The 18329-nt window shown below is 57.9% G+C and carries 16 protein-coding genes and 1 pseudogene; all 17 read right to left on the reverse strand.

Annotation, left to right across the window (positions count from 1 at the left end; genetic code table 11):
• Positions 1-27 precede the first annotated feature (27 nt).
• Positions 28-1389, reverse strand: a complete 1362-nt coding sequence (locus tag HMPREF2562_RS03080) for a dihydroorotase (protein WP_070549605.1) — start codon at positions 1387-1389, stop codon at positions 28-30.
• The gene (locus HMPREF2562_RS03085) at positions 1390-2343 is read right to left on the reverse strand and encodes an aspartate carbamoyltransferase catalytic subunit (RefSeq protein WP_016422709.1); all 954 of its coding nucleotides are present in this window, start codon (positions 2341-2343) and stop codon (positions 1390-1392) included. It abuts the gene before it with no gap.
• The gene (gene pyrR, locus HMPREF2562_RS03090) at positions 2340-2909 is read right to left on the reverse strand and encodes a bifunctional pyr operon transcriptional regulator/uracil phosphoribosyltransferase PyrR (RefSeq protein ID WP_016422708.1); all 570 of its coding nucleotides are present in this window, start codon (positions 2907-2909) and stop codon (positions 2340-2342) included. Before pyrR ends, HMPREF2562_RS03085 begins: the two co-directional genes overlap by 4 nt.
• Positions 2910-3343: 434 nt before the next feature.
• Positions 3344-3865 (reverse strand): annotated as a pseudogene (gene nusB / locus HMPREF2562_RS03095) (transcription antitermination factor NusB); the annotation flags it as partial.
• 48 nt (positions 3866-3913) lie between these two features.
• On the reverse strand, positions 3914-4477 hold the full coding sequence (gene efp, locus HMPREF2562_RS03100; RefSeq protein ID WP_016422706.1) for an elongation factor P: 564 nt from the start codon (positions 4475-4477) through the stop codon (positions 3914-3916).
• Positions 4478-4564: 87 nt separating this feature from the next.
• A complete protein-coding gene (locus tag HMPREF2562_RS03105) occupies positions 4565-5737 on the reverse strand; it encodes a M24 family metallopeptidase (protein WP_070438375.1) in 1173 nt (390 codons plus the stop codon).
• Complete coding sequence (gene aroQ, locus HMPREF2562_RS03110; protein ID WP_016422704.1) at positions 5734-6210, reverse strand: type II 3-dehydroquinate dehydratase; 477 nt, start codon at positions 6208-6210, stop codon at positions 5734-5736. The genes HMPREF2562_RS03105 and aroQ overlap by 4 nt, the downstream gene beginning before the upstream one ends.
• Positions 6207-7316, reverse strand: a complete 1110-nt coding sequence (gene aroB / locus HMPREF2562_RS03115) for a 3-dehydroquinate synthase (RefSeq protein WP_016422703.1) — start codon at positions 7314-7316, stop codon at positions 6207-6209. The genes aroQ and aroB overlap by 4 nt, the downstream gene beginning before the upstream one ends.
• A gap of 87 nt (positions 7317-7403) precedes the next feature.
• The gene (locus tag HMPREF2562_RS03120; protein ID WP_016422702.1) at positions 7404-7925 is read right to left on the reverse strand and encodes a shikimate kinase; all 522 of its coding nucleotides are present in this window, start codon (positions 7923-7925) and stop codon (positions 7404-7406) included.
• Between the two features lie 40 nt (positions 7926-7965).
• Positions 7966-9153 carry a chorismate synthase gene (gene aroC / locus HMPREF2562_RS03125; RefSeq protein ID WP_187269731.1) on the reverse strand — a complete coding sequence of 396 codons (1188 nt, stop codon included), beginning with the start codon at positions 9151-9153 and terminating at the stop codon, positions 7966-7968.
• 94 nt (positions 9154-9247) lie between these two features.
• On the reverse strand, positions 9248-9859 hold the full coding sequence (locus tag HMPREF2562_RS11160) for a prepilin peptidase (protein WP_016422700.1): 612 nt from the start codon (positions 9857-9859) through the stop codon (positions 9248-9250).
• Between the two features lie 26 nt (positions 9860-9885).
• Positions 9886-10701, reverse strand: coding sequence for a shikimate dehydrogenase (locus HMPREF2562_RS03135; RefSeq protein ID WP_016422699.1), 816 nt, complete (start codon positions 10699-10701; stop codon positions 9886-9888).
• Positions 10702-10715: 14 nt separating this feature from the next.
• Positions 10716-11942, reverse strand: coding sequence for an endolytic transglycosylase MltG (mltG, locus tag HMPREF2562_RS03140; protein ID WP_048731838.1), 1227 nt, complete (start codon positions 11940-11942; stop codon positions 10716-10718).
• A 261-nt stretch (positions 11943-12203) separates the two neighbouring features.
• Positions 12204-12707 (reverse strand): Holliday junction resolvase RuvX, encoded by a 504-nt coding sequence (gene ruvX, locus HMPREF2562_RS03145; RefSeq protein ID WP_016422697.1) that lies wholly within the window; start codon positions 12705-12707, stop codon positions 12204-12206.
• A gap of 37 nt (positions 12708-12744) precedes the next feature.
• Complete coding sequence (alaS, locus tag HMPREF2562_RS03150) at positions 12745-15405, reverse strand: alanine--tRNA ligase (RefSeq protein ID WP_016422696.1); 2661 nt, start codon at positions 15403-15405, stop codon at positions 12745-12747.
• Positions 15406-15533: 128 nt separating this feature from the next.
• Complete coding sequence (locus HMPREF2562_RS03155) at positions 15534-16859, reverse strand: replication-associated recombination protein A (protein ID WP_224433708.1); 1326 nt, start codon at positions 16857-16859, stop codon at positions 15534-15536.
• Positions 16860-17007: 148 nt separating this feature from the next.
• On the reverse strand, positions 17008-18189 hold the full coding sequence (locus HMPREF2562_RS03160) for a phosphotransferase family protein (RefSeq protein ID WP_016422694.1): 1182 nt from the start codon (positions 18187-18189) through the stop codon (positions 17008-17010).
• Positions 18190-18329 lie beyond the last annotated feature (140 nt).

Raw genomic sequence — 18329 nt, forward strand, 5'->3', positions numbered from 1 at the left:
GTGAATGTTTATGCGTTGACATGAATATTATCCAGCGACCTCTCCGTTAAGAGCGGTCACCTTACCGCGCAGCACGGTAGCTGCCACGGACACGGGCATCTCCATTTCCTCATATGGAGTGTTCTCAGACTTCGACGCCAGGTCTTCGCCGCGGACCGTCCACTTTTTGCCCGGGTCAACAACGGTCAGGTTGGCAGGCTCACCGACAGCAATCGGACGGCCGTGCCCCGGTAGCTTCACGATTTGAGCGGGACGCTCACTCATGACCTTGGCCAGCCAGCGCCAATCACAATCGCCCTTCAAAACGAACTCTTCGGCGATGATTGGCATCGAGGTCTCCAGACCAAGCATGCCGGGCTTAGCGTGCTCGAACTCGCAGCACTTTTCTTCAGAGCCGTGCGGAGCGTGGTCGGTAGCGACACAGTCAATGATCCCGTCAATCAGAGCCTGACGCAGAGCCAGGGTGTCGCGCTGCTCACGCAGCGGCGGATTGACGCGGTAGACGCCGTCGTAGGTCTCCAACTTCTCATCGGTGAGAATCAGGTGATGCGGGGTAACCTCGGCGGTCAGCGGAATATCATGCTCCTTTGCCCACTTGACCAGCTCAACCGTGCCTTCGGTGGAAGCGTGGCAGATGTGCATGCGTCCGCCGTAGTCGCGAGCCATAATGGCATCTCGGGCCACGATGGACTCCTCAGCTACGCGCGGCCACCCGGTCAGGCCGAGTCGTGCGGCGGTCGGACCTTCGTGAGCCGATGCATCTGCGGTCAGACGCGGATCTTCGCAGTGCTGCGCCAGCAATACGTCTTCGCCGCGGGCGTATTCAATCGCGCGGCGCATAATCAGCGGATTGTCAACGCACTTACCGTCATCGGAGAACATGCGTACCTTCGCCTGCGAGTCTGCCATCATGCCGAACTCAGTCAGCGTCTCGCCCTTCAGCCCCTTAGTAATGGATCCGACCGGGTGAACGTCGCAGAGGTTCAGCGCCTGGCCCTTGAGCCACACCGACTCAGCAATCGAGGGGTCATCGGTTACCGGCGCGGTATTGGCCATAGTGAACACTGCGGTGAAACCACCGCGTGCTGCGGCAGCGGAACCAGTGGCCAGGGTTTCCGTATCTTCACGGCCCGGCTCCCGCAGGTGCACATGGATGTCAACCAGGCCTGGCAAGAGAACGAGGGAGTCGAACTCCAGGACCTCTACCCCGTCCTCAACCGTGAGGTTTTCGCCAATCTCAGCGATGACGCCATCTTCAATCAAGACGTCGACGTCTTCGCCTTCACCGTAGGGACGCACACCCTTCAGCAGCAGCTGTCCCCGTGCGGGTGCTGCCAATGGTCCTACCTCGGGGTACGAGGCTTCGTCATACTCATTGCGATTCGACATTTATGCCTGCCCTTCCAAGTTGGCGGAAACACCTGAGGTCAGCAGTGTGAAAAGAACTGCCATGCGGACGTGGACACCGTTGGCTACCTGCTGCAGCACGGCGGTGCGCGGCAGATCAGCGACGGCGTCGTTAATTTCCATGCCACGAAGCATCGGACCTGGGTGCATCACGATGCAGTCGTCGCGAAGCATCTTCTCGCGAGCCTTCGACAGCCCGTAGCGAGTGGCGTATTCGCGATGGGATGGGAAGAAGCCTCCGTTCATGCGCTCCTGCTGAACGCGGAGCATCATCACGGCATCAGCATCGCGGATCTCGTCTTCCATGCGGTAGGCAACACGCACCGGCCAGGTCTCGATGCCAAACGGCAGCAGCGTCGGTGGCGCGACGAACACGACCTCGGCGCCGAGCTTGCTCAGCAGATCGGCGTTAGAGCGAGCGACGCGAGAATGCAAAATATCGCCAACGATGACGACCTTGCGCCCCTCAATTCCACCGAGGCGCTGACGCAACGTCACTGCGTCCAGGAGAGCCTGCGTCGGGTGCTGGTGCTTTCCGTCACCCGCGTTGATGATCGATGGGCCGTTGCCAAATTCCTCAGTCCACTTGGCGATCAGCTGTGCCGCGCCCGACGATGGGTGCCTAACGACGATGGCATCGCCGCCGATAGCATCCAAAGTCAGCGCGGTGTCTTTCAGACTTTCGCCTTTCTTCACAGAGGAAGAGGAAGCCGAGATATTAATAACATCGGCGCTCATCCACTTACCCGCAGTCTCAAAAGAAGAGCGGGTACGCGTGGAGTTCTCGTAAAAGAGGTTGTAAATAGTGCGGCCGCGCAGGGTCGGCAGCTTCTTAATTTCCCGACCGCGGATGACCTCCTTGAAACGATCGGCCTCATCCATCAGGCCGACAATTTCATCCTTGGTCAAATCCGCAATGCTAATCAGGTGTTTCACTGTTCCTCCGCCCGGGTGAGAATAACCGCGTCACGGCCGTCAAGTGCCTCTACCAGCACATCGACGTCTTCGTCGCGGGAAGTTGGCAGATTCTTACCGACGTAATCGGCGCGAATTGGTAGTTGACGATGACCACGATCAACCAGCACTGCAAGCTGAATTACTCGCGGGCGACCGATGTCAGCAATAGCGTCGAGTGCGGCGCGAATCGTGCGACCTGAGAAGAGGACATCGTCTACGAGAACAACGGTGGTGCCGTCGATTCCGGAGTTTGGAATGTTCGTGGGCTGCAGGGCGCGGTGCGGGCCCTTGCGCAAGTCATCCCTGTACAGGGTGATATCAAGCGATCCAGTTTCCGGGCGAATGCCGGAGAACTGTTCAATCAAATCGGCTAGCTTCTCCGCCAGCGGTACGCCACCAGATGGAATGCCGAGGAGAACTACGCGCCCAGCATTTGGGCTATCCAGCGCAGTTTTTTCAATAATTTGGTGCGCGATGCGCGCGATGGTACGTGCAACTTCGTCTGCATTGAGCAGCTCGGTTGTTTGCGGCGTTCCTTCGCTCATCGTGACCTCCTTCCCCGCCTCTCAGTGCGGTCCGTTAAAGGATGTCTTGATTGTGGATATTTAATTATCAGTTTGCATGACTCGCAACTACGGGCGCGGTGCAAACTTCCGCTGACCAGAATAGCACTCACACTTAAATTGCCTCTAAATGCAACAAAACTCCAAGCCCCCAAAAAAGGGACTTGGAGTTTCAGACAATCCGCGAGAACCGACTGTGATCGGCTCGCAGTGAGCCCGGCCGCTTTGATTGGCTAGGACCCGTTCTCGCTCTTAGCCACGTCTTCAGCCACCAGCTTGGCAATATCGCTCATGTCCAGGCCGGTAATCTTAGCCATCTCATCGGAGTCAGCCAGTGCCTTGTCAGCTTCCTCATTTGCAGCAGCCTGTGCCTGAATAGCCTCGTCGAACTGGGACTCGCCCACCGAAGTGCTAACAGCTGCTGCTGCCAGGCGTGCCTGGTCGGCAATCTTGGCCTCGGCATCGAGAACTGCGTTGATGTACGGTGCCGCCACATCAGTGGAGTATTCCGATGCCAGCTCAACGCCTTCCACCACGGCCACACGCGGAGGCACGTCGGAGTTGTAGAACAGCTCCCAGGTGGAAAGACGCAAGATAGCACGGTCGACTGCCGGTAGGCGACGCAGCGGCCACTCCTCCGTCAGGTACGAGGAAATCGTCGAGTCGATACCGATAATTTCCGCAGCTACACCGCGCACGATCTGCTCGGTGTACTCCGCAATTGGATTCACATCCAGATCTGGATTACGGACCATTTCCAGCCGCTCTTCAAGAAGCTTGACGACGTCGACGCCTCGCTGCTCGGCCTCAAATAGCAGATCTACCGCACGACGGCGCGCACGGTAGCGCGCGCCGTGGCGCTTGTAGTTAGGTTCGCGAACTTTCGCGGACTCCTGCGCATCCGGGGTCTCGACGGACTTGTGATCCTTTTCAGTCATGGATGTGTATGTATCGCTCTCAACAAAAGGGTGAACTAGATGAGGGAATTAGTGGTTGACGCGGGACAGGTAGGAGCCGTCACGGGTGTCGACCTTCAGTACGTCGCCGGTTTCGATGAACAGCGGCACCTGAATCTCAGCGCCAGTCTCCAAAGTTGCCGGCTTGGTGCCACCGGTGGAGCGGTCGCCCTGCAGACCCGGGTCGGTCTGCTCAACCTTCAGTTCAACCGAAACAGGCATTTCAGCGAAAAGAACGTTGCCCTCATGGAAGGACACCTGGCAGGTGGTTTCCGGAAGCAGGAACTTAGCACCCTCCGGCATCTGAGCGTCCAGGATGGAAATCTGGTCGTAGGTCTTGTCGTCCATGAAGACGTATCCTTCACCGTCGTGGTACAGGTACGTCATGTCGCGACGGTCGACGGTAGCAGTCTCAATCTTGACGCCAGCGTTGAAAGTCTTGTCAACAACCTTGCCGGTCAGAACGTCCTTCAGCTTGGTGCGGACGAATGCCGGACCCTTACCTGGCTTGACGTGCTGGAACTCCACGATCTGCTGAAGCTTGTTGTCGTGCTTGATAACTAGACCGTTTTTAAAATCTGCGGTGGTAGCCAACTAAACTCTCCTGAAATTGTTAAAAAGCTCTCTGACGAAACCACGATACTCCGTATCTCATCGAGAGAAAAATAAAACGCCGTGATGTTAGGCTCGCGGTTTCGACAGCTGCGTAATAATTTCCGGCTCGGTGTCGGTGATAATCAACGTATCTTCGATGCGCACACCGCCGAACCCCGGCACATAAATACCAGGCTCGATGGTCAACGTCATGCCAGCTGCCAACTTCCCCTTGCCGGTGCGACCAGCAAATGGAGCCTCATGCACCTCAATACCGATTCCGTGGCCGGTGGAATGAACGAAGTGCTCCCCATAACCAGCCTTTTCAATAATGTCCCGGCATGCTGCGTCTACAGCCACAACATCAGCCCCTGGCACGGCCGCTTTTACGCCAGCCAGCTGGGCTTCCAGCACGACATTGTAAATCTCTCGGGCCTTCTCGTCTGCGAACTCCACCCCGGCAACAATCGCGCCGTCCAAATCTGACGACGTATTGTTCGAATCGCTTTCGCTTGACGACGTTCCCGCCTCACCGGCAAAGAGGGTACGTGTCATATCTGAGTTGTAGCCCCCGGCAAAGGCGCCAAAGTCAATAGTGACCAGGTCACCTGCCTCGATTACGCGATCTTCCGCTCCGTGGTGTGGCTTGGCGGAATTCGGGCCGCTCGCGACAATCGTGTCGAAGCTAGGCCGATCGGCGCCATGCATGCGCATGCGGTACTCCAACTCTGCGGCGACTTCGCGCTCCGTGCGGCCGGCGACCACGATGCCGTCGTGAAGCAAGTCCTCGAATGCGCGGACCGCGATGTCAGCGACGTGGCGCAGAGCGACGAGTTCTGTATCGGACTTGACCTCCCGCAGTTTAGAGACGACGCCCGTAGTCGATACCAGCTCGAGTGCCTGTGGCCGGGCATCCTCTAGCTCTTGATAAGCGGCCATAGTGAGGAACTCAGATTCAACACCAAGACGCGAGATATCCAGCTTTCGGCATTGACCGACGAGTGCCACGCCGGTGTTGCGGGCGGTGAGTAACTCCACGTCCGGTGCCTGTTTGCCAGCCTGAACCGTATAGCGGCCGTCGGTGGAAAGCAGCGCTTCCCCACTGGCCGCAACAATCAAACCAGCATTCGAGCCGTGGAAACCTGTAAGCCAACCAACATGCGTCGGATCGACTGTGAGGAAACCGTCGCAGTCGTTGTCGGACAATGCGTCGATAAGAGCGGCTCGGCGGGCGGCGTAGTTCGTGGAGATATCTGTCATAGTTTCGTACTCACCCTTCTCAGTGCCATGGAATACCCATCAGTTCCGCATCCGACGATAACGCCCGCGGCAAGCGCCGACAGGTACGAGTGGTGCCGAAACTCCTCCCGGGCGTGAATGTTTGAAATATGGACCTCGTGGAAGCCCGCGCCGTCGGCAATTTCGGCAAGCGCGTCACGTAGGGCGACGGAGGTGTGTGTCAACCCCCCTGGATTGATAATGACTGGCCAACCGTAGTCGGCAGCTTCGTGAACCCACTCGATGAGTTGACCTTCATAGTTGGATTGGCGGCAATCCACTACGACGCCAAGCTCCTTGGCTAGGGTGCGAAGTTCAGATTCGACATCGGCCAAAGTAGTGGCACCGTAAATTTCTGGCTGACGCTTGCCTAGACGATCGAGGTTCGGGCCGTTCAGAACAAGCACGGTCGGAATCGCCGTTGTGGCATCAGTTGCTGCGCGAAGAGAGGTCATGAGCGGGCTGACTCCTCCGATGCGGCGTGCCCATTGTTGCAGAGCAGTTCGTATGCACGCTCGAGGTCATCCATTCCCGGGCCTTCAAGACGGGCTGTTTCACCGGGGTTGTCCAGAATAACGAATCGGATCGCACCATCGCGGTTCTTCTTATCCCTGGTCATAGCATCGTAGAGCTCGGTAAAACGACCTGCCTGGTAGGTCGTTGGCAGCCCAATGCACTCTAGGATGCGACGGTGGCGGTCTACGAGTTCCTGATCAATATGTCCGGTGATCTTGGCCAGCTCAGCAACATAAACCATGCCTACAGCTACGGCGTGGCCATGGCGCCAGCGGTAGTTTTCAAAGTGCTCAACGGCATGACCGAAAGTGTGGCCATAGTTCAGGATCTCACGGAGGCCAGATTCCTTCAGATCCTCAACGACAACGCGTGCCTTGACAGCAATCGCGCGCTCGACCAGTTCTGGCAGGTCACCGTCAACATCGAGGCAGGCCTGCGGGTTTGCCTCGTAAAGATCGAGAATCTTCGTGTCCGCGATAAATCCAGCCTTGATAATCTCTGCCGAGCCCGCAATCAGCTCGGCCTTCGGCAAGGTGCGCAGGACGTCAAGGTCACAAAACACCGCGGCAGGCTCGTGGAAAGCGCCGACCAGGTTCTTGCCGGCTGCAGTGTTGATACCGGTCTTACCGCCGACAGCCGCGTCGACCATGCCGAGCAGCGTCGTCGGGACCTGGATAACCTTCACTCCACGCATCCACGCGGCGGCGACGAATCCACCGAAGTCTGTGGCTGCACCGCCGCCAATCGCGATTACCGCGTCACGCCGGCCCAGACCGCGTTCACCAAAAGTGTCCCAAACTGTTTCAGCAACTGCGAGCGTCTTGCCCTCCTCCGCATCCGGAATCTGGATGCTGAAAGCGTCGACTCCCTTGTCCGCCAGTGCCTTGATGACGCCGAAGCTCAGCTCTTGAACGCTCCCCTGGTGAATTACCGCAACCTGGGAGGCAAAGGTAGCGGCCTCCGCAATCTGCTCGGTGAGTCCATGCCCCATGGTCACCGTGTACGGGGATGGGCCTTCAACACGGATTGTGCGGGTTGAGTTCATTGTCAGTCCCTAGTCGTTAGCGTAAGAAATGTATGGAGTTGCTGGTTATACGGCAGTGATTAGCTGCCGCCTTTTAAGAGTCGCCAGTTAAGCCTCGTCGCAGGTTTCATCGAGGTAGCTGAGGATCTCGGCCACAACGCGCTGCGGGGAACGTTCGTCGGAACGCACCTTGAAAGTGGCTGCATCTTCGTAAAAAGCTCGGCGAGCCTCATAGAGCGCGCGGTAATGAGCCTCAGGGGCATCCGCCTGGAGCACCGGGCGCGAATTGTTACCCGCTGTACGACGGACCCCCTCTGCAATGCTGATCTCGAGGTAGACGACGTTATGGTCTGCCAGCAGGTCACGGGTCGCCTGCGAAATCACGGCACCACCGCCAAGTGAGACGATTCCGTCGTGGGTCAGAGCCTCCGCCACGATTTGTTCCTCGATACGGCGGAATTCCGGCTCTCCCAGCTCGGAAAAGACTTCCCCACAAGTCTTGCCCATGCGCTGTTCAATCATCTCATCGGTATCGGTGAGTCTTGTGCTCAATGCACGAGACAGTCGACGACCGATGGTGGACTTTCCCGATCCGGGCGGTCCGACAAGGACAATAGTAGGAACGGACATTCCCCTCGTTTTACCCTTCTTCGTGTGCGCGACTGTGGCGCTATTTCCAATCAAGGCGACGTCGAGTCTGCTCCAAGTAGCCCTCAACGTTACGCTTGGTTTCCTCCAGGCTATCGCCGCCGAACTTTTCCATCACTGCACGCGCCAGTACCAGCGCGACCATTGCCTCTGCGACAACACCGCCGGCCGGGACCGCGCAGACATCAGAGCGCTGGTGGATTGCGGTAGCTGCATCGCCGCTGGCCATATCGACGGTCTTCAGCGCACGCGGAACGGTCGAAATTGGTTTCATCGCAGCACGCACAACGAGAGGTTGAGCATTAGTCATGCCACCCTCCAGGCCACCGGCGCGGTTAGTTTCCCGATCCACGCCGTCGTCGGTACGCACCATTTCATCGTGAGCCTCGGTGCCACGGCGACGGGCTTCCTCAAAACCGTCGCCGATCTCCACGCCCTTGACGGACTGAATTCCCATCAAGGCAGCCGCAAGCTGCGAATCCAGACGGGCATCACCGGAAATGTGCGATCCCAGACCCACCGGCAGACCGTGGACAACGACCTCGACGATGCCACCGAGGGTGTCGCCCTGCTTCTTGGCGGCCTTGATTTCGTCAATCATCGACTCCTCCGCAGCTGCGGAGAATGCACGCACTGGCGACTCGTCAATCTTGTCCTGATCAGCGAAGGTCGGCAGTGGCCCCTCGTAGGGCTCCGAACGACCGATGGAAATAACGTGGCTGACAACTTCCACACCGAGAGTCTCACGCAGAATTAAGCGTGCCACAACCGATGCCGCCACACGTGCTGCAGTCTCGCGAGCCGATGAACGCTCCAGGATGTTTCGAGCATCGGTGTGGTTGTACTTCAGCATGCCGTTGAAATCGGCATGCCCCGGGCGCGGGCGGGTTAAGGTGGCGCCACGAGCTGTATCCAAAACAACTGGGTCAACTGGATCCGGGCTCATGACCTCAGTCCACTTGGGCCATTCGGAGTTGCCGACCATAATGCCAATCGGCGATCCCAGCGTCTCACCATGTCGAATGCCAGTCAGCAGGGTGACCTCATCAGCCTCAAACTTCATTCGCGCCCCGCGACCATAGCCGAGGCGGCGGCGTGCGAGGTGGCGTGATACGTCATCTGTAGTCAGGGGAAGTCCGGCTGGCGCGCCTTCTACGAGAGCGATAAGCGCTTTGCCGTGAGATTCACCCGCGGTAGTCCAACGAAGCATAGGTATCATAATGTCACGTTTGCCGTACTTCTTGTGCATTTGGGGGCATACAAGTTTCAAATATGCCCCATTTCATCGCCCCTGGTCTACCGCTTCAGGGGACTTGTAGGTACCCTCCGCTTATCCCCCACACAATGGCGGTTGCTGCAAGCATCGCAGGCCCATGAGGCACGCTCGCCGGTACAGGCGCTGTTTTTGCTTTACGACGGTCACCCCAGCCCCGCTTTCCCGCGGTGACTCCTGCCATGAGGAGAGTGAGTCCGGCAGCCAACAGAATTGCCACTGCAATCCAAATTGCTGTCGCCACTGGCTCGCCCGATACCAGACCGACACCGCCCCCGAGAATTGCTGCGAGCTTCACATCTCCAGCCCCCATAGAGCGTGGGTTGAAGATGAAGACTGCTACATAGAGGCCAAACCAGAGGCCTATTCCTGTTCCTATGGCTGCGACTGCACTGGCGAGATTGTCAGCCAAGGTGCTCTTTTGCTGGAGCACCATTCCAGTGGTTGCTATCAGACCCACTGCCCCTAGCACTAACCACCAGTTCGGTAGTCTTCGCCGAGTCACATCCAACCAGCAGCCAATACCGCCCCAGCCGAGTACAAGCATCACGACTAGGAAATAGAAAACCCGGTCAAGGTAGACCGGGGCAATCCTGTGCTGTCCAATCGGAGACAGCCCTATCTCAGTTATTCCCCACCCCATAACTTTGGGATTGTAACGGTTGTGAGCTAGTTCGGCAGCGCTGCACGCATCGCCTCGACATCGGGAGTGCGTCCAGTAAACTGCTCAAACTGTCCCACCGCTTGATGTAGCAACATGGACAATCCACCGACCGCCTGTGTCCCTCCGCGTTCCGCTGCTTTCACAAGTGGGGTTGGCCAGGGATTGTAAATGACGTCGAGAATCTTCGGTGCTCGAGCGAGGTAGCCAGCAACCGACTCAATTGCGGCTGACGGCACCGTAGAGACCAGCACGTCGGCATTACCAGCAATATCTGCCAGGTTTGGAACATCAAAAGTCACCCAAACAAATTCCATCCCCAGCGCGGCAGCTAATGGTTCAATGTCATATGCGCGCTCGGAGCGCGCTACCACGGTCACATGATTGACCCCCAGCTGCGACAGCGCCCAAAGTGCCGGCCGTGCTGTGCCACCGGCACCAACAACAACGGCGCGGCCACGTGGTGCGTTCGTGCAGTCTATCTCGCGCAGTGCTCCCAGTACGCCGTCGCCATCGGTGTTGTCGGCAAACCAATCCGAATCGCGACGGACCAGAGTGTTCGCTGAACCAATGAGCCTCGCGCGCTCACTGACTTCATCGGCGAAGTCCAGCGCGGCAAACTTGCCGGGCATCGTGACGGAAAACCCCTGGAAACTGGGGTCTGCGCCACCAACGACGTCGGCAAGCTCTTCGGCGTTGCATCGGATGCGGTCATAGTGCCAGTCATTCATTCCCGCAGCGCGGTAACCGGCGTTGTGAATAGCCGGCGAGTACGAGTGATCAATCGGATCTCCCAGCACGGCTGCGCGATGAGTTATAGGCATAGGAGTTCTACCTCTTAGCGGTTGGAATCCAGCACGCCATTGTTGCGTGACTCGTCGATAGCGGCCTCGTGCTCTTCGAAGGTCGTGCTAAAGACAGTATTTCCTTCCTTGTCCACCGTGACAAAGTACAGCCAGGTGCCGTCAGCCGGATTTTCCATGGCACGAATCGCCTCGATGGAGGGCGAAGCAATGGGGGTTTCCGGCAGCCCCTCCTTGGCGTAGGTGTTCCACGCGGTCTTTCGCGCGCGGTCCTCATCCGTGGTTGCGATTTCCTGATCTGGCAGGTCGTAGTTGACTGTCGAGTCGAACTGCAGCTGCATCGGTTCGTCGAGACGGTTGAGAATAACGCGAGCGACCTTATCGAAGTCGCCATCTGGCGCCTCCATCTGGATCAAAGAAGCTGCGGTAATCAGCTCGTATGGAGTAAGACCAACCATGTCCGCTGAAGCCATGAGACCCGTGTCCTCATAATTCTTCACCGATTCCTTGACCAATTTTGCAAGCATCTGTTCGGGCGTCTGCTGCGGGTCAAGGTGATGAATACCCGGCGTAATGAGTCCCTCAAGACGACGAGGGTCGTTGCCACGCGCAGCTACCGCGTCCCGTGCCCATTCTGGAACACCCAGCGCGGCCAAATCGGCCTCGCCAGCAGCACGTTCGAGATCGGCCTTGGATACGCAGTCATTGTCTTCAACACAAGTGGCCTCAGAAATAAGCGAGAAAATTCCCTTACGTACATCCGATGAGGACACAATGCGGGTATCGGCGAAACGGGCGCCAGTCGGAATGTCAACGGTACCGACCTGATTTTCGACATCCAGAAGAGCCTCGACGGTCTCGTCGGCCTTCATCCGCTGATGGAGTCGGTAGAAACCAGGCTGCAATTCACTTGAATGAGAGTTCTCATTCGCGGCCTGGATGAACGCACGGGAAGACTTGACGACGCCGCTTTCCACCAACTGGTTGGACAAATCAGTAAGTGACGTGCCTTCACTGACCTCAACAATCGTCAATGGACCCTCAGCTTTGCCATCGTAATCGTCAACAATGCCGCCACGGTTCCAGACGAGGCCAATCACTCCGAGGACCAACACGCATAACAGGACAGAAGTCACATTGATTGCCACTGCCGTTTGGCGGTGACGAACTCGAGACTTTGTCCCACCGCTGCGAGCACCAGCGCGGTCCCGGTCGGCACCGCCGCTATCAGTGCGGCGCGCAGTCTGCGCGTCTTTACTCATCAATAATCTCCTCGAATGCAGCTCACTCTCCCATCGGTATCAGCAAGGAGTCTTCCCGTTCGGGTACGACACGCGACTGATAACGACTGGTGCGACATAGCTTTACGACGAAGTCGTAGCACTAGGTTGCATTGTAGGTGTGAATCGCCACTTCAACTTTTCAAATCCTATGCACGCGACAAACGTGCTTAGGTATTACACACTTAATAATTGCGCAAAGGTGGGTGAATTGTCACCTTTCGGTAACTTTTGTGTGCCCCCTTAGTCGGTATTTCCGTCCAAAGCTTTTGCCCGTCTGTCCAACCAGGACTGCAGAATTTCTACTGCCGCAACCTGGTCAATAATCTTCCGCCCGGACTTAACATCAATACCTGCTGCGTGCAGCCGTGATTGGGCCATTACCGTCGTCATCCGCTCGTCGGCGTAATGCACTACGACTCGGTCACCGAGTCGGCGCTGCAGCCGGAATCCAACGTCAGTAGCTTTCCGCGCAGAAGTCCCGAACGAGCCGTCGAGCATGAGGGGCATGCCGAGAACAATCTCGACGACCTCAAGTTCAGTGGCAAGTTCCACGAGCCGGTCAATATCCGGCCCGTCAGGATCTTTTCGCCCCGTTGCTCGAGTGACTGTTTCAACCGGGGTCGCCAGGATACAGTCGGGGTCAGAGACCGCGACGCCAACGCGGACATCGCCGACGTCGATTCCGAGCCGTCGACCCCGACCGGGATCATCCTGACCGGGGGTATCAATACGGGGCTTAGCCATTGTTTACTGCTCTTCCGATAGCACAGCCGTTAATTGGCTACTTGGACAGTTCGGCCTCAACCGCGGCCAATGCTGCGTCGATTCCGGAAGCATCAGAGCCGGAGCCCTGTGCCATTGCCGGTTTACCGCCGCCCTTGCCGCCGACCTCAGCGCCCATCAGCTTCACCAAATCGCCGGCCTTAATACCGCGATTGACGGCTTCATCCGAAACCGAGGCCACAAACGGAACCTTGCCGCCAGCGTTGGAAATCAACGCAATGACGCTTGGGCGATCCGCAAGGCGCTTCGCCAAGTCATTAGCCAGCGAACGGATGTCCTTCATCTCCGTACCGTCGGGAAGCTTAAGGCCGAGGTAGGTGACATCGCCGATGGTGCGAGCGGACTCCAGGTGAGACGCGGCATTGGCCAGCAGCTGTCCGGCCTTGAAATCAGCGAGCTGCTTCTCTGCAGCCTTGAGCTTTTCAGCCAGTGCTGCAATGCGGTCTGGCAGCTCAGCAGAAGGAGCCTTGAATTCAGTGGCCAGTCGTTCAGCCAGGAGACGCTCGGTGGACAGGTAGCGGAAGGAATCCATACCCGAGTAAGCCTCAATACGGCGCACGCCCGATCCGACCGAGGACTCGCCCAGCACAGCTACCGGACCAATCTGCGAAGAATGCGAAACGTGGGTACCGCCACACAGCTCAATTGAGAACGGGCCACCGACCTCGACAACGCGGACGATGTCGCCGTAGTTCTCGTTGAACAATGCCATGGCACCAGCTGCCTTGGCCTCTTCCAAAGGCATCTCGGCAGTATTGACAGCCCAGTCGTTGTCGACAGCCTCATTGGTGATCTGCTCAATCTCACGGAGCTGTTCCGGTGTGAGCTGCTCACCGTACTTGAAGTCGAAACGGAGGTAGCCCGGCTTATTCATGGAACCAGCCTGAGTTGCAGTATCCCCCAGTACCTGACGCAGAGCACCGTGAATCAAGTGAGTTGCAGTGTGCGCCTGACGAGCACCGTGACGCCACTGCTCGTCGACCAAAGCTTCAGCGGAGACACCCGGAGTGAATTCACCAGCGGTGACAATGCCTTTGTGCAGCCACAGCTTCTTGCCCACCTTTTGAACATCGTTGATGTGGACCACAGCGCCGGAATCAGTCACGATACGACCACGGTCAGCCAGCTGACCGCCGGCCTCGGCGTAGAGCGGAGTGCGATCGAGGATAACCTCAATCTCATCGCCCTCTGCGGCAAACGACTGCTTCTGGCCATCGGCAATGATGCCAAGAATCGTGGATTCGTCGGCAAGCCGATCGTAACCAGTGAAGGACGTCGGGTGTTCATCGATGAACTCGCGGTAGACATGCAGGTCGGTGTGAGACTGCTTCTTTGCCTGGCTGTCGGCCTTTGCGCGCGCACGCTGCTCAGCCATCTCGCGATCGAATTCCTCGCGGTCGATGGTCAGGCCGGCCTCTTCGGCCATCTCGATGGTCAGGTCGATTGGGAAGCCGTGGGTGTCATGCAGGGTGAAGGCGTCGTGACCGGATAGAACGGTTTTACCCTCTGCCTTGGCCTTGGTGGCAGCACGTTCGAACAGCTCCTCACCGGCGGACAGAGTCTTGGTGAAGGTCTTTTCCTCGGCGACGGCGACGCGGCGAATACGGTTCCAGTTCTCCGCGATCTCTGGGTACGACGGGGTCATGGTCTCGGCCGCAATACCAATCAGCTTCTCCAGCACTGGACCGTTAGCGCCGAGCAGACGCGCAGAGCGGATGATGCGGCGCAGCAGGCGACGCAGGATATAGCCACGATCGGAGTTCGAGGGGGTGACACCGTCGAGCATCAGCATCAAGCCGGTGCGGCTGTGGTCGGCGATGACGCGGAAACGGATGTTGTCCTGGTGGTTGGAGCTGTACTTCGAACCGGTGAGCCGCTCAGCTTCGTCGATAACCGGACGCAGCAGATCGGTTTCGTAGACGTTGTCGACACCCTGTAGCAGGAAAGCAACGCGCTCGATGCCCATACCGGTATCGATGTTCTTCTTCGGCAGTGGGCCAAGAATCTCGAAAGAGTCCTTGCCTGTTCCTTCGCCACGCTCGTTTTCCATGAAGACGAGGTTCCAAATCTCGATGTAGCGATCCTCGTCCGCCTCTGGGCCACCGTCAGCACCGTACTCCGGGCCGCGGTCGTAGAAAATCTCTGAACACGGGCCACACGGGCCAGGCACACCCATGGACCAGTAGTTGTCCGCCATGCCTCGGCGCTGAATGCGCTCTTCCGGCACACCAACCTTCTCGTGCCAGATGTCATGGGCCTCATCGTCATCGAGGAAAACCGTCACCCACAGCTTCTCAGCCGGGATGCCAAAGCCGCCGTCCTCAACAGCACCAGTCAGAAGGCTCCATGCATGAGTGATGGCACCTTCCTTGAAGTAATTTCCGAAGGAGAAGTTACCCGCCATCTGGAAGAAGGTGTTGTGGCGGGTGGTGATACCCACCTCTTCAATGTCCAGTGTGCGCACGCACTTCTGAATTGAGGTCGCGGTGGAGAAGTCCGGAGTCTCATTGCCGAGGAAGTAGGGCTTGAACGGCACCATGCCGGCATTAACGAACAGCAGGTTCGGGTCATCCAAAACCAGGGAGGCACTGGGGACCTCGGTGTGTCCCGCCTTTACGAAATGCTGGATGAAGCGATTTCGAATTTCATGAGTCTGCACGGTGTTCTACTTCCTCGTTTCACGTCGAGCGTCCGAGATGTTTAATACAAAACTAGCAGTCTACCCGCTCGGTTCGAGCAACTTTAAAACCACCCCACCGGCACCCCGTAGATTCCGACCGATCTCGCCTACTTCGATTTCCGGCGGCTCCCCCGGATAATTCGGCGAATGCGTCCGAGGTATTCAGCCATGCCGTTTTCACGACCGTGATTGGATGGGACGAAATAATCAGTGCCCACCAACTGATCTGGTGGATACTGTTGGGCGACGACACCCATGGGGTCATTGTGCGGGTAGATATAGTCCACCGCGTGACCAAGGTCCTTAGCCCCGCTGTAATGTCCGTCCCGCAAATGTGGTGGCACCGGTCCGGTCTTCCCGGAACGAACATCCTTCAATGCCCCGTCGATTGCGCTTATGACCGAATTCGACTTCGGTGCTGTTGCCAAGTGAATCGTGGCCTGCGCCAGCGTCAGCCGGGCTTCCGGCATCCCTATCAAGGCAACTGCCTGCGCCGCGGCGACGGCGGTTTGCAGAGCTGTCGGGTCGGCCATACCGATGTCTTCGCTGGCCAGAATAACGATTCGGCGGGCAATAAACCGAGGGTCTTCCCCACCCTCAATCATCCGCGCCAGGTAATGCAGGGCAGCATCGACATCAGATCCGCGAACGGACTTAATAAACGCGCTGGTGACGTCGTAATGCTGGTCGCCGTCGCGGTCATAGCGAACCACGGCTCTGTTGATCGAATTGGCAAGCGACTCAGCGGTAATCTGCTCACCATCGGCGACGGCTTCTGCGGCTGCCTCGAGGTACGTGAGGGAACGACGAGCATCACCAGCTGCCAGCGCAATGAGCTGTTTACGTGCATCGTCTGTCATACTGACGCGACCATTCAGGCCGCGCTCATCGGTAAGTGCTCGATCAATGAGCGTGCCGACGGCTTCGTCGTCCAGTGACTGCAACTGCAACAGCAGTGACCGACTGAGCAGCGGGGACACCACTGAGAAGGATGGGTTTTCCGTCGTTGCCGCGACGAGAAGGACAATCCGGTTTTCCACGGCACCCAACAGGGCATCCTGCTGGGTCTTGGAAAAACGGTGCACCTCGTCGATGAAGAGCACCGTTTGAATGCCCTGGTTAACGAGCGTGCGACGAGCAGTGTCGATAACCGCACGCACTTCCTTTACCCCGGCATTAAGCGCGGAAAGCGCTTCAAAGTGTCGTCCAGTCGCCGCGGAAATCAAACTGGCGAGAGTGGTCTTGCCAGTTCCGGGAGGGCCAAACAAAATAACGGAGGTGTCGCCGCCACCTTCGACCAGACGGCGCAACGGTGCTCCGGGGGCTAACAGGTGGTCTTGACCAACGACTTCATCGAGGTTTCGCGGTCGCATCCGAACCGCCAACGGCGCGTGTGCACCTGGGTGAAAATAGGCGCTCGCATCGGAGTTCAGGCCAGTGCTTGCTGGCCCCGCACTCCGACCTTGGCTCTTGGCCGCTGTAGGTCCGGCGACCGAAGGCTCGTCGAAAAGCCCTGGAGCGTCATCGGCGGAGCCGTTTGCACCGCCTGACGGCAGCTTATTCGGATCCGCCACGTGTGCCCTAGCCTTCCTCTTGCTCTAAGAAATCGATGACTGCATGCGCGAACTGTTCCAGCTCGTCGGCACGATCGTCCTCACACTTATGGGCGAACTGTGCAATCGCGCGAGCCGTGTTAGCCATGTCGCGCCGCTCCAGTGCTGAGCCGCCAACTTCCGGCTTCAGGTCCGTGCGTCCTTCATGCCCCACCCACAGCGCTTGTTTTGGAGAACCGAAGAAGGAAACCGTTGCGGAGATGAAAAACCAACCGAGCAACGCCGCAGCGATGAACGCCATCAAACGGCGGTCGCTCGTGCCGCGATACCAATGGTCACGAATCTCTTCCATCCAGGCACGGACAAACACGTCGACCTCTGCCTCCGATGGACGCTCCACGAAAACGTGCAGCGGGAAGCCTGCGACGACGCTGGCCACGTCGAAGATGACATCGCGGTAACCAGCCCACTCATAGTCGAGGAACTGGACCTTATCCGCCAGCAGAATGTTGTCCGGGGCGAGGTCAAACGGAGTAAACGCCCTATGCGTGCCCTTCTCAATTCGACGAGCAGCATCCTCACCGAAAGAGCGCACAGCGTCGGGAACAGGAATGCCGGACCCCTCGACAGCTCGCATACCAAAGCGAATCCCCGACACAATGCCGTGGTCACGCGCCTCGAGAGCCTCGCGATCGACCTTGTTCTTCACCCACATACGACGACGCAGGGTCTCAAATCCCTCTTCACGAGTATGCGTGTGAATATGCATCCGACCCAGCGAAGCGCCGAGGCTGCGGAATGCGCGCAATCGTCGCTCTTCATCGCCACGAAAGAGTACGTCCGCAAGAGTGTCCACGACACCGACGTCGCTGAGAACCAATAGCTGCTTTGAAACATCGTAAGCAAGAAGCTGAGGCCCCGGGCGGACGTCGTCAGGCAGTGTATTGATGAACTGGTACGCCACGACTTCCCGTAAAACGGCGGGATCGACGCCTTCAGTCGTCGTAGGAATTTGCTTTACGACGACCGTGCGTTCCTGCATAAAGGGATTTGTGGCGACCCGTACGCGGACAACAAGAGCGTTTGACTGACCTGTAAGTACTTCTGGATCCGACAACACTGGAGTGCCGCCGAATCGTGCGGAAAGCAGTGTCTCTGCATCTTTAACTACGCTGTCAACTTCTGCTGCAGCGTCGTCCGAGTACTCCATTGAATGCCCTTTCAATGAGCCAGTTTCAGTCAGGCGATACGGATGTTGCGTTGTGGCCAGTACCGCCTTGGTTAGGAGGAATTGGCGCCACTCGCGCTGTTCACGCTGGAGTGGCAGATCACATTCCTCGCAATGTGATT

It is taken from the genome of Corynebacterium sp. HMSC077G07 (assembly GCF_001809225.1).
Classification (GTDB): Bacteria; Actinomycetota; Actinomycetes; order Mycobacteriales; family Mycobacteriaceae; genus Corynebacterium; species Corynebacterium jeikeium_D.

Excerpts from the sequence above, each read along its gene's own strand:
- HMPREF2562_RS03080 (WP_070549605.1), bottom strand. The coding sequence starts at position 1,389 with ATGTCGAATCGCAATGAGTATGACGAAGCCTCGTACCCCGAGGTAGGA.
- pyrR (WP_016422708.1), bottom strand. The coding sequence starts at position 2,909 with ATGAGCGAAGGAACGCCGCAAACAACCGAGCTGCTCAATGCAGACGAA.
- HMPREF2562_RS03105 (WP_070438375.1), bottom strand. The coding sequence starts at position 5,737 with ATGACAGATATCTCCACGAACTACGCCGCCCGCCGAGCCGCTCTTATC.
- aroQ (WP_016422704.1), bottom strand. The coding sequence starts at position 6,210 with ATGACCTCTCTTCGCGCAGCAACTGATGCCACAACGGCGATTCCGACC.
- aroB (WP_016422703.1), bottom strand. The coding sequence starts at position 7,316 with ATGAACTCAACCCGCACAATCCGTGTTGAAGGCCCATCCCCGTACACG.
- HMPREF2562_RS03120 (WP_016422702.1), bottom strand. The coding sequence starts at position 7,925 with ATGTCCGTTCCTACTATTGTCCTTGTCGGACCGCCCGGATCGGGAAAG.
- aroC (WP_187269731.1), bottom strand. The coding sequence starts at position 9,153 with ATGCTTCGTTGGACTACCGCGGGTGAATCTCACGGCAAAGCGCTTATC.
- HMPREF2562_RS11160 (WP_016422700.1), bottom strand. The coding sequence starts at position 9,859 with ATGGGGTGGGGAATAACTGAGATAGGGCTGTCTCCGATTGGACAGCAC.
- HMPREF2562_RS03135 (WP_016422699.1), bottom strand. The coding sequence starts at position 10,701 with ATGCCTATAACTCATCGCGCAGCCGTGCTGGGAGATCCGATTGATCAC.
- mltG (WP_048731838.1), bottom strand. The coding sequence starts at position 11,942 with ATGAGTAAAGACGCGCAGACTGCGCGCCGCACTGATAGCGGCGGTGCC.
- ruvX (WP_016422697.1), bottom strand. The coding sequence starts at position 12,707 with ATGGCTAAGCCCCGTATTGATACCCCCGGTCAGGATGATCCCGGTCGG.
- HMPREF2562_RS03160 (WP_016422694.1), bottom strand. The coding sequence starts at position 18,189 with ATGGAGTACTCGGACGACGCTGCAGCAGAAGTTGACAGCGTAGTTAAA.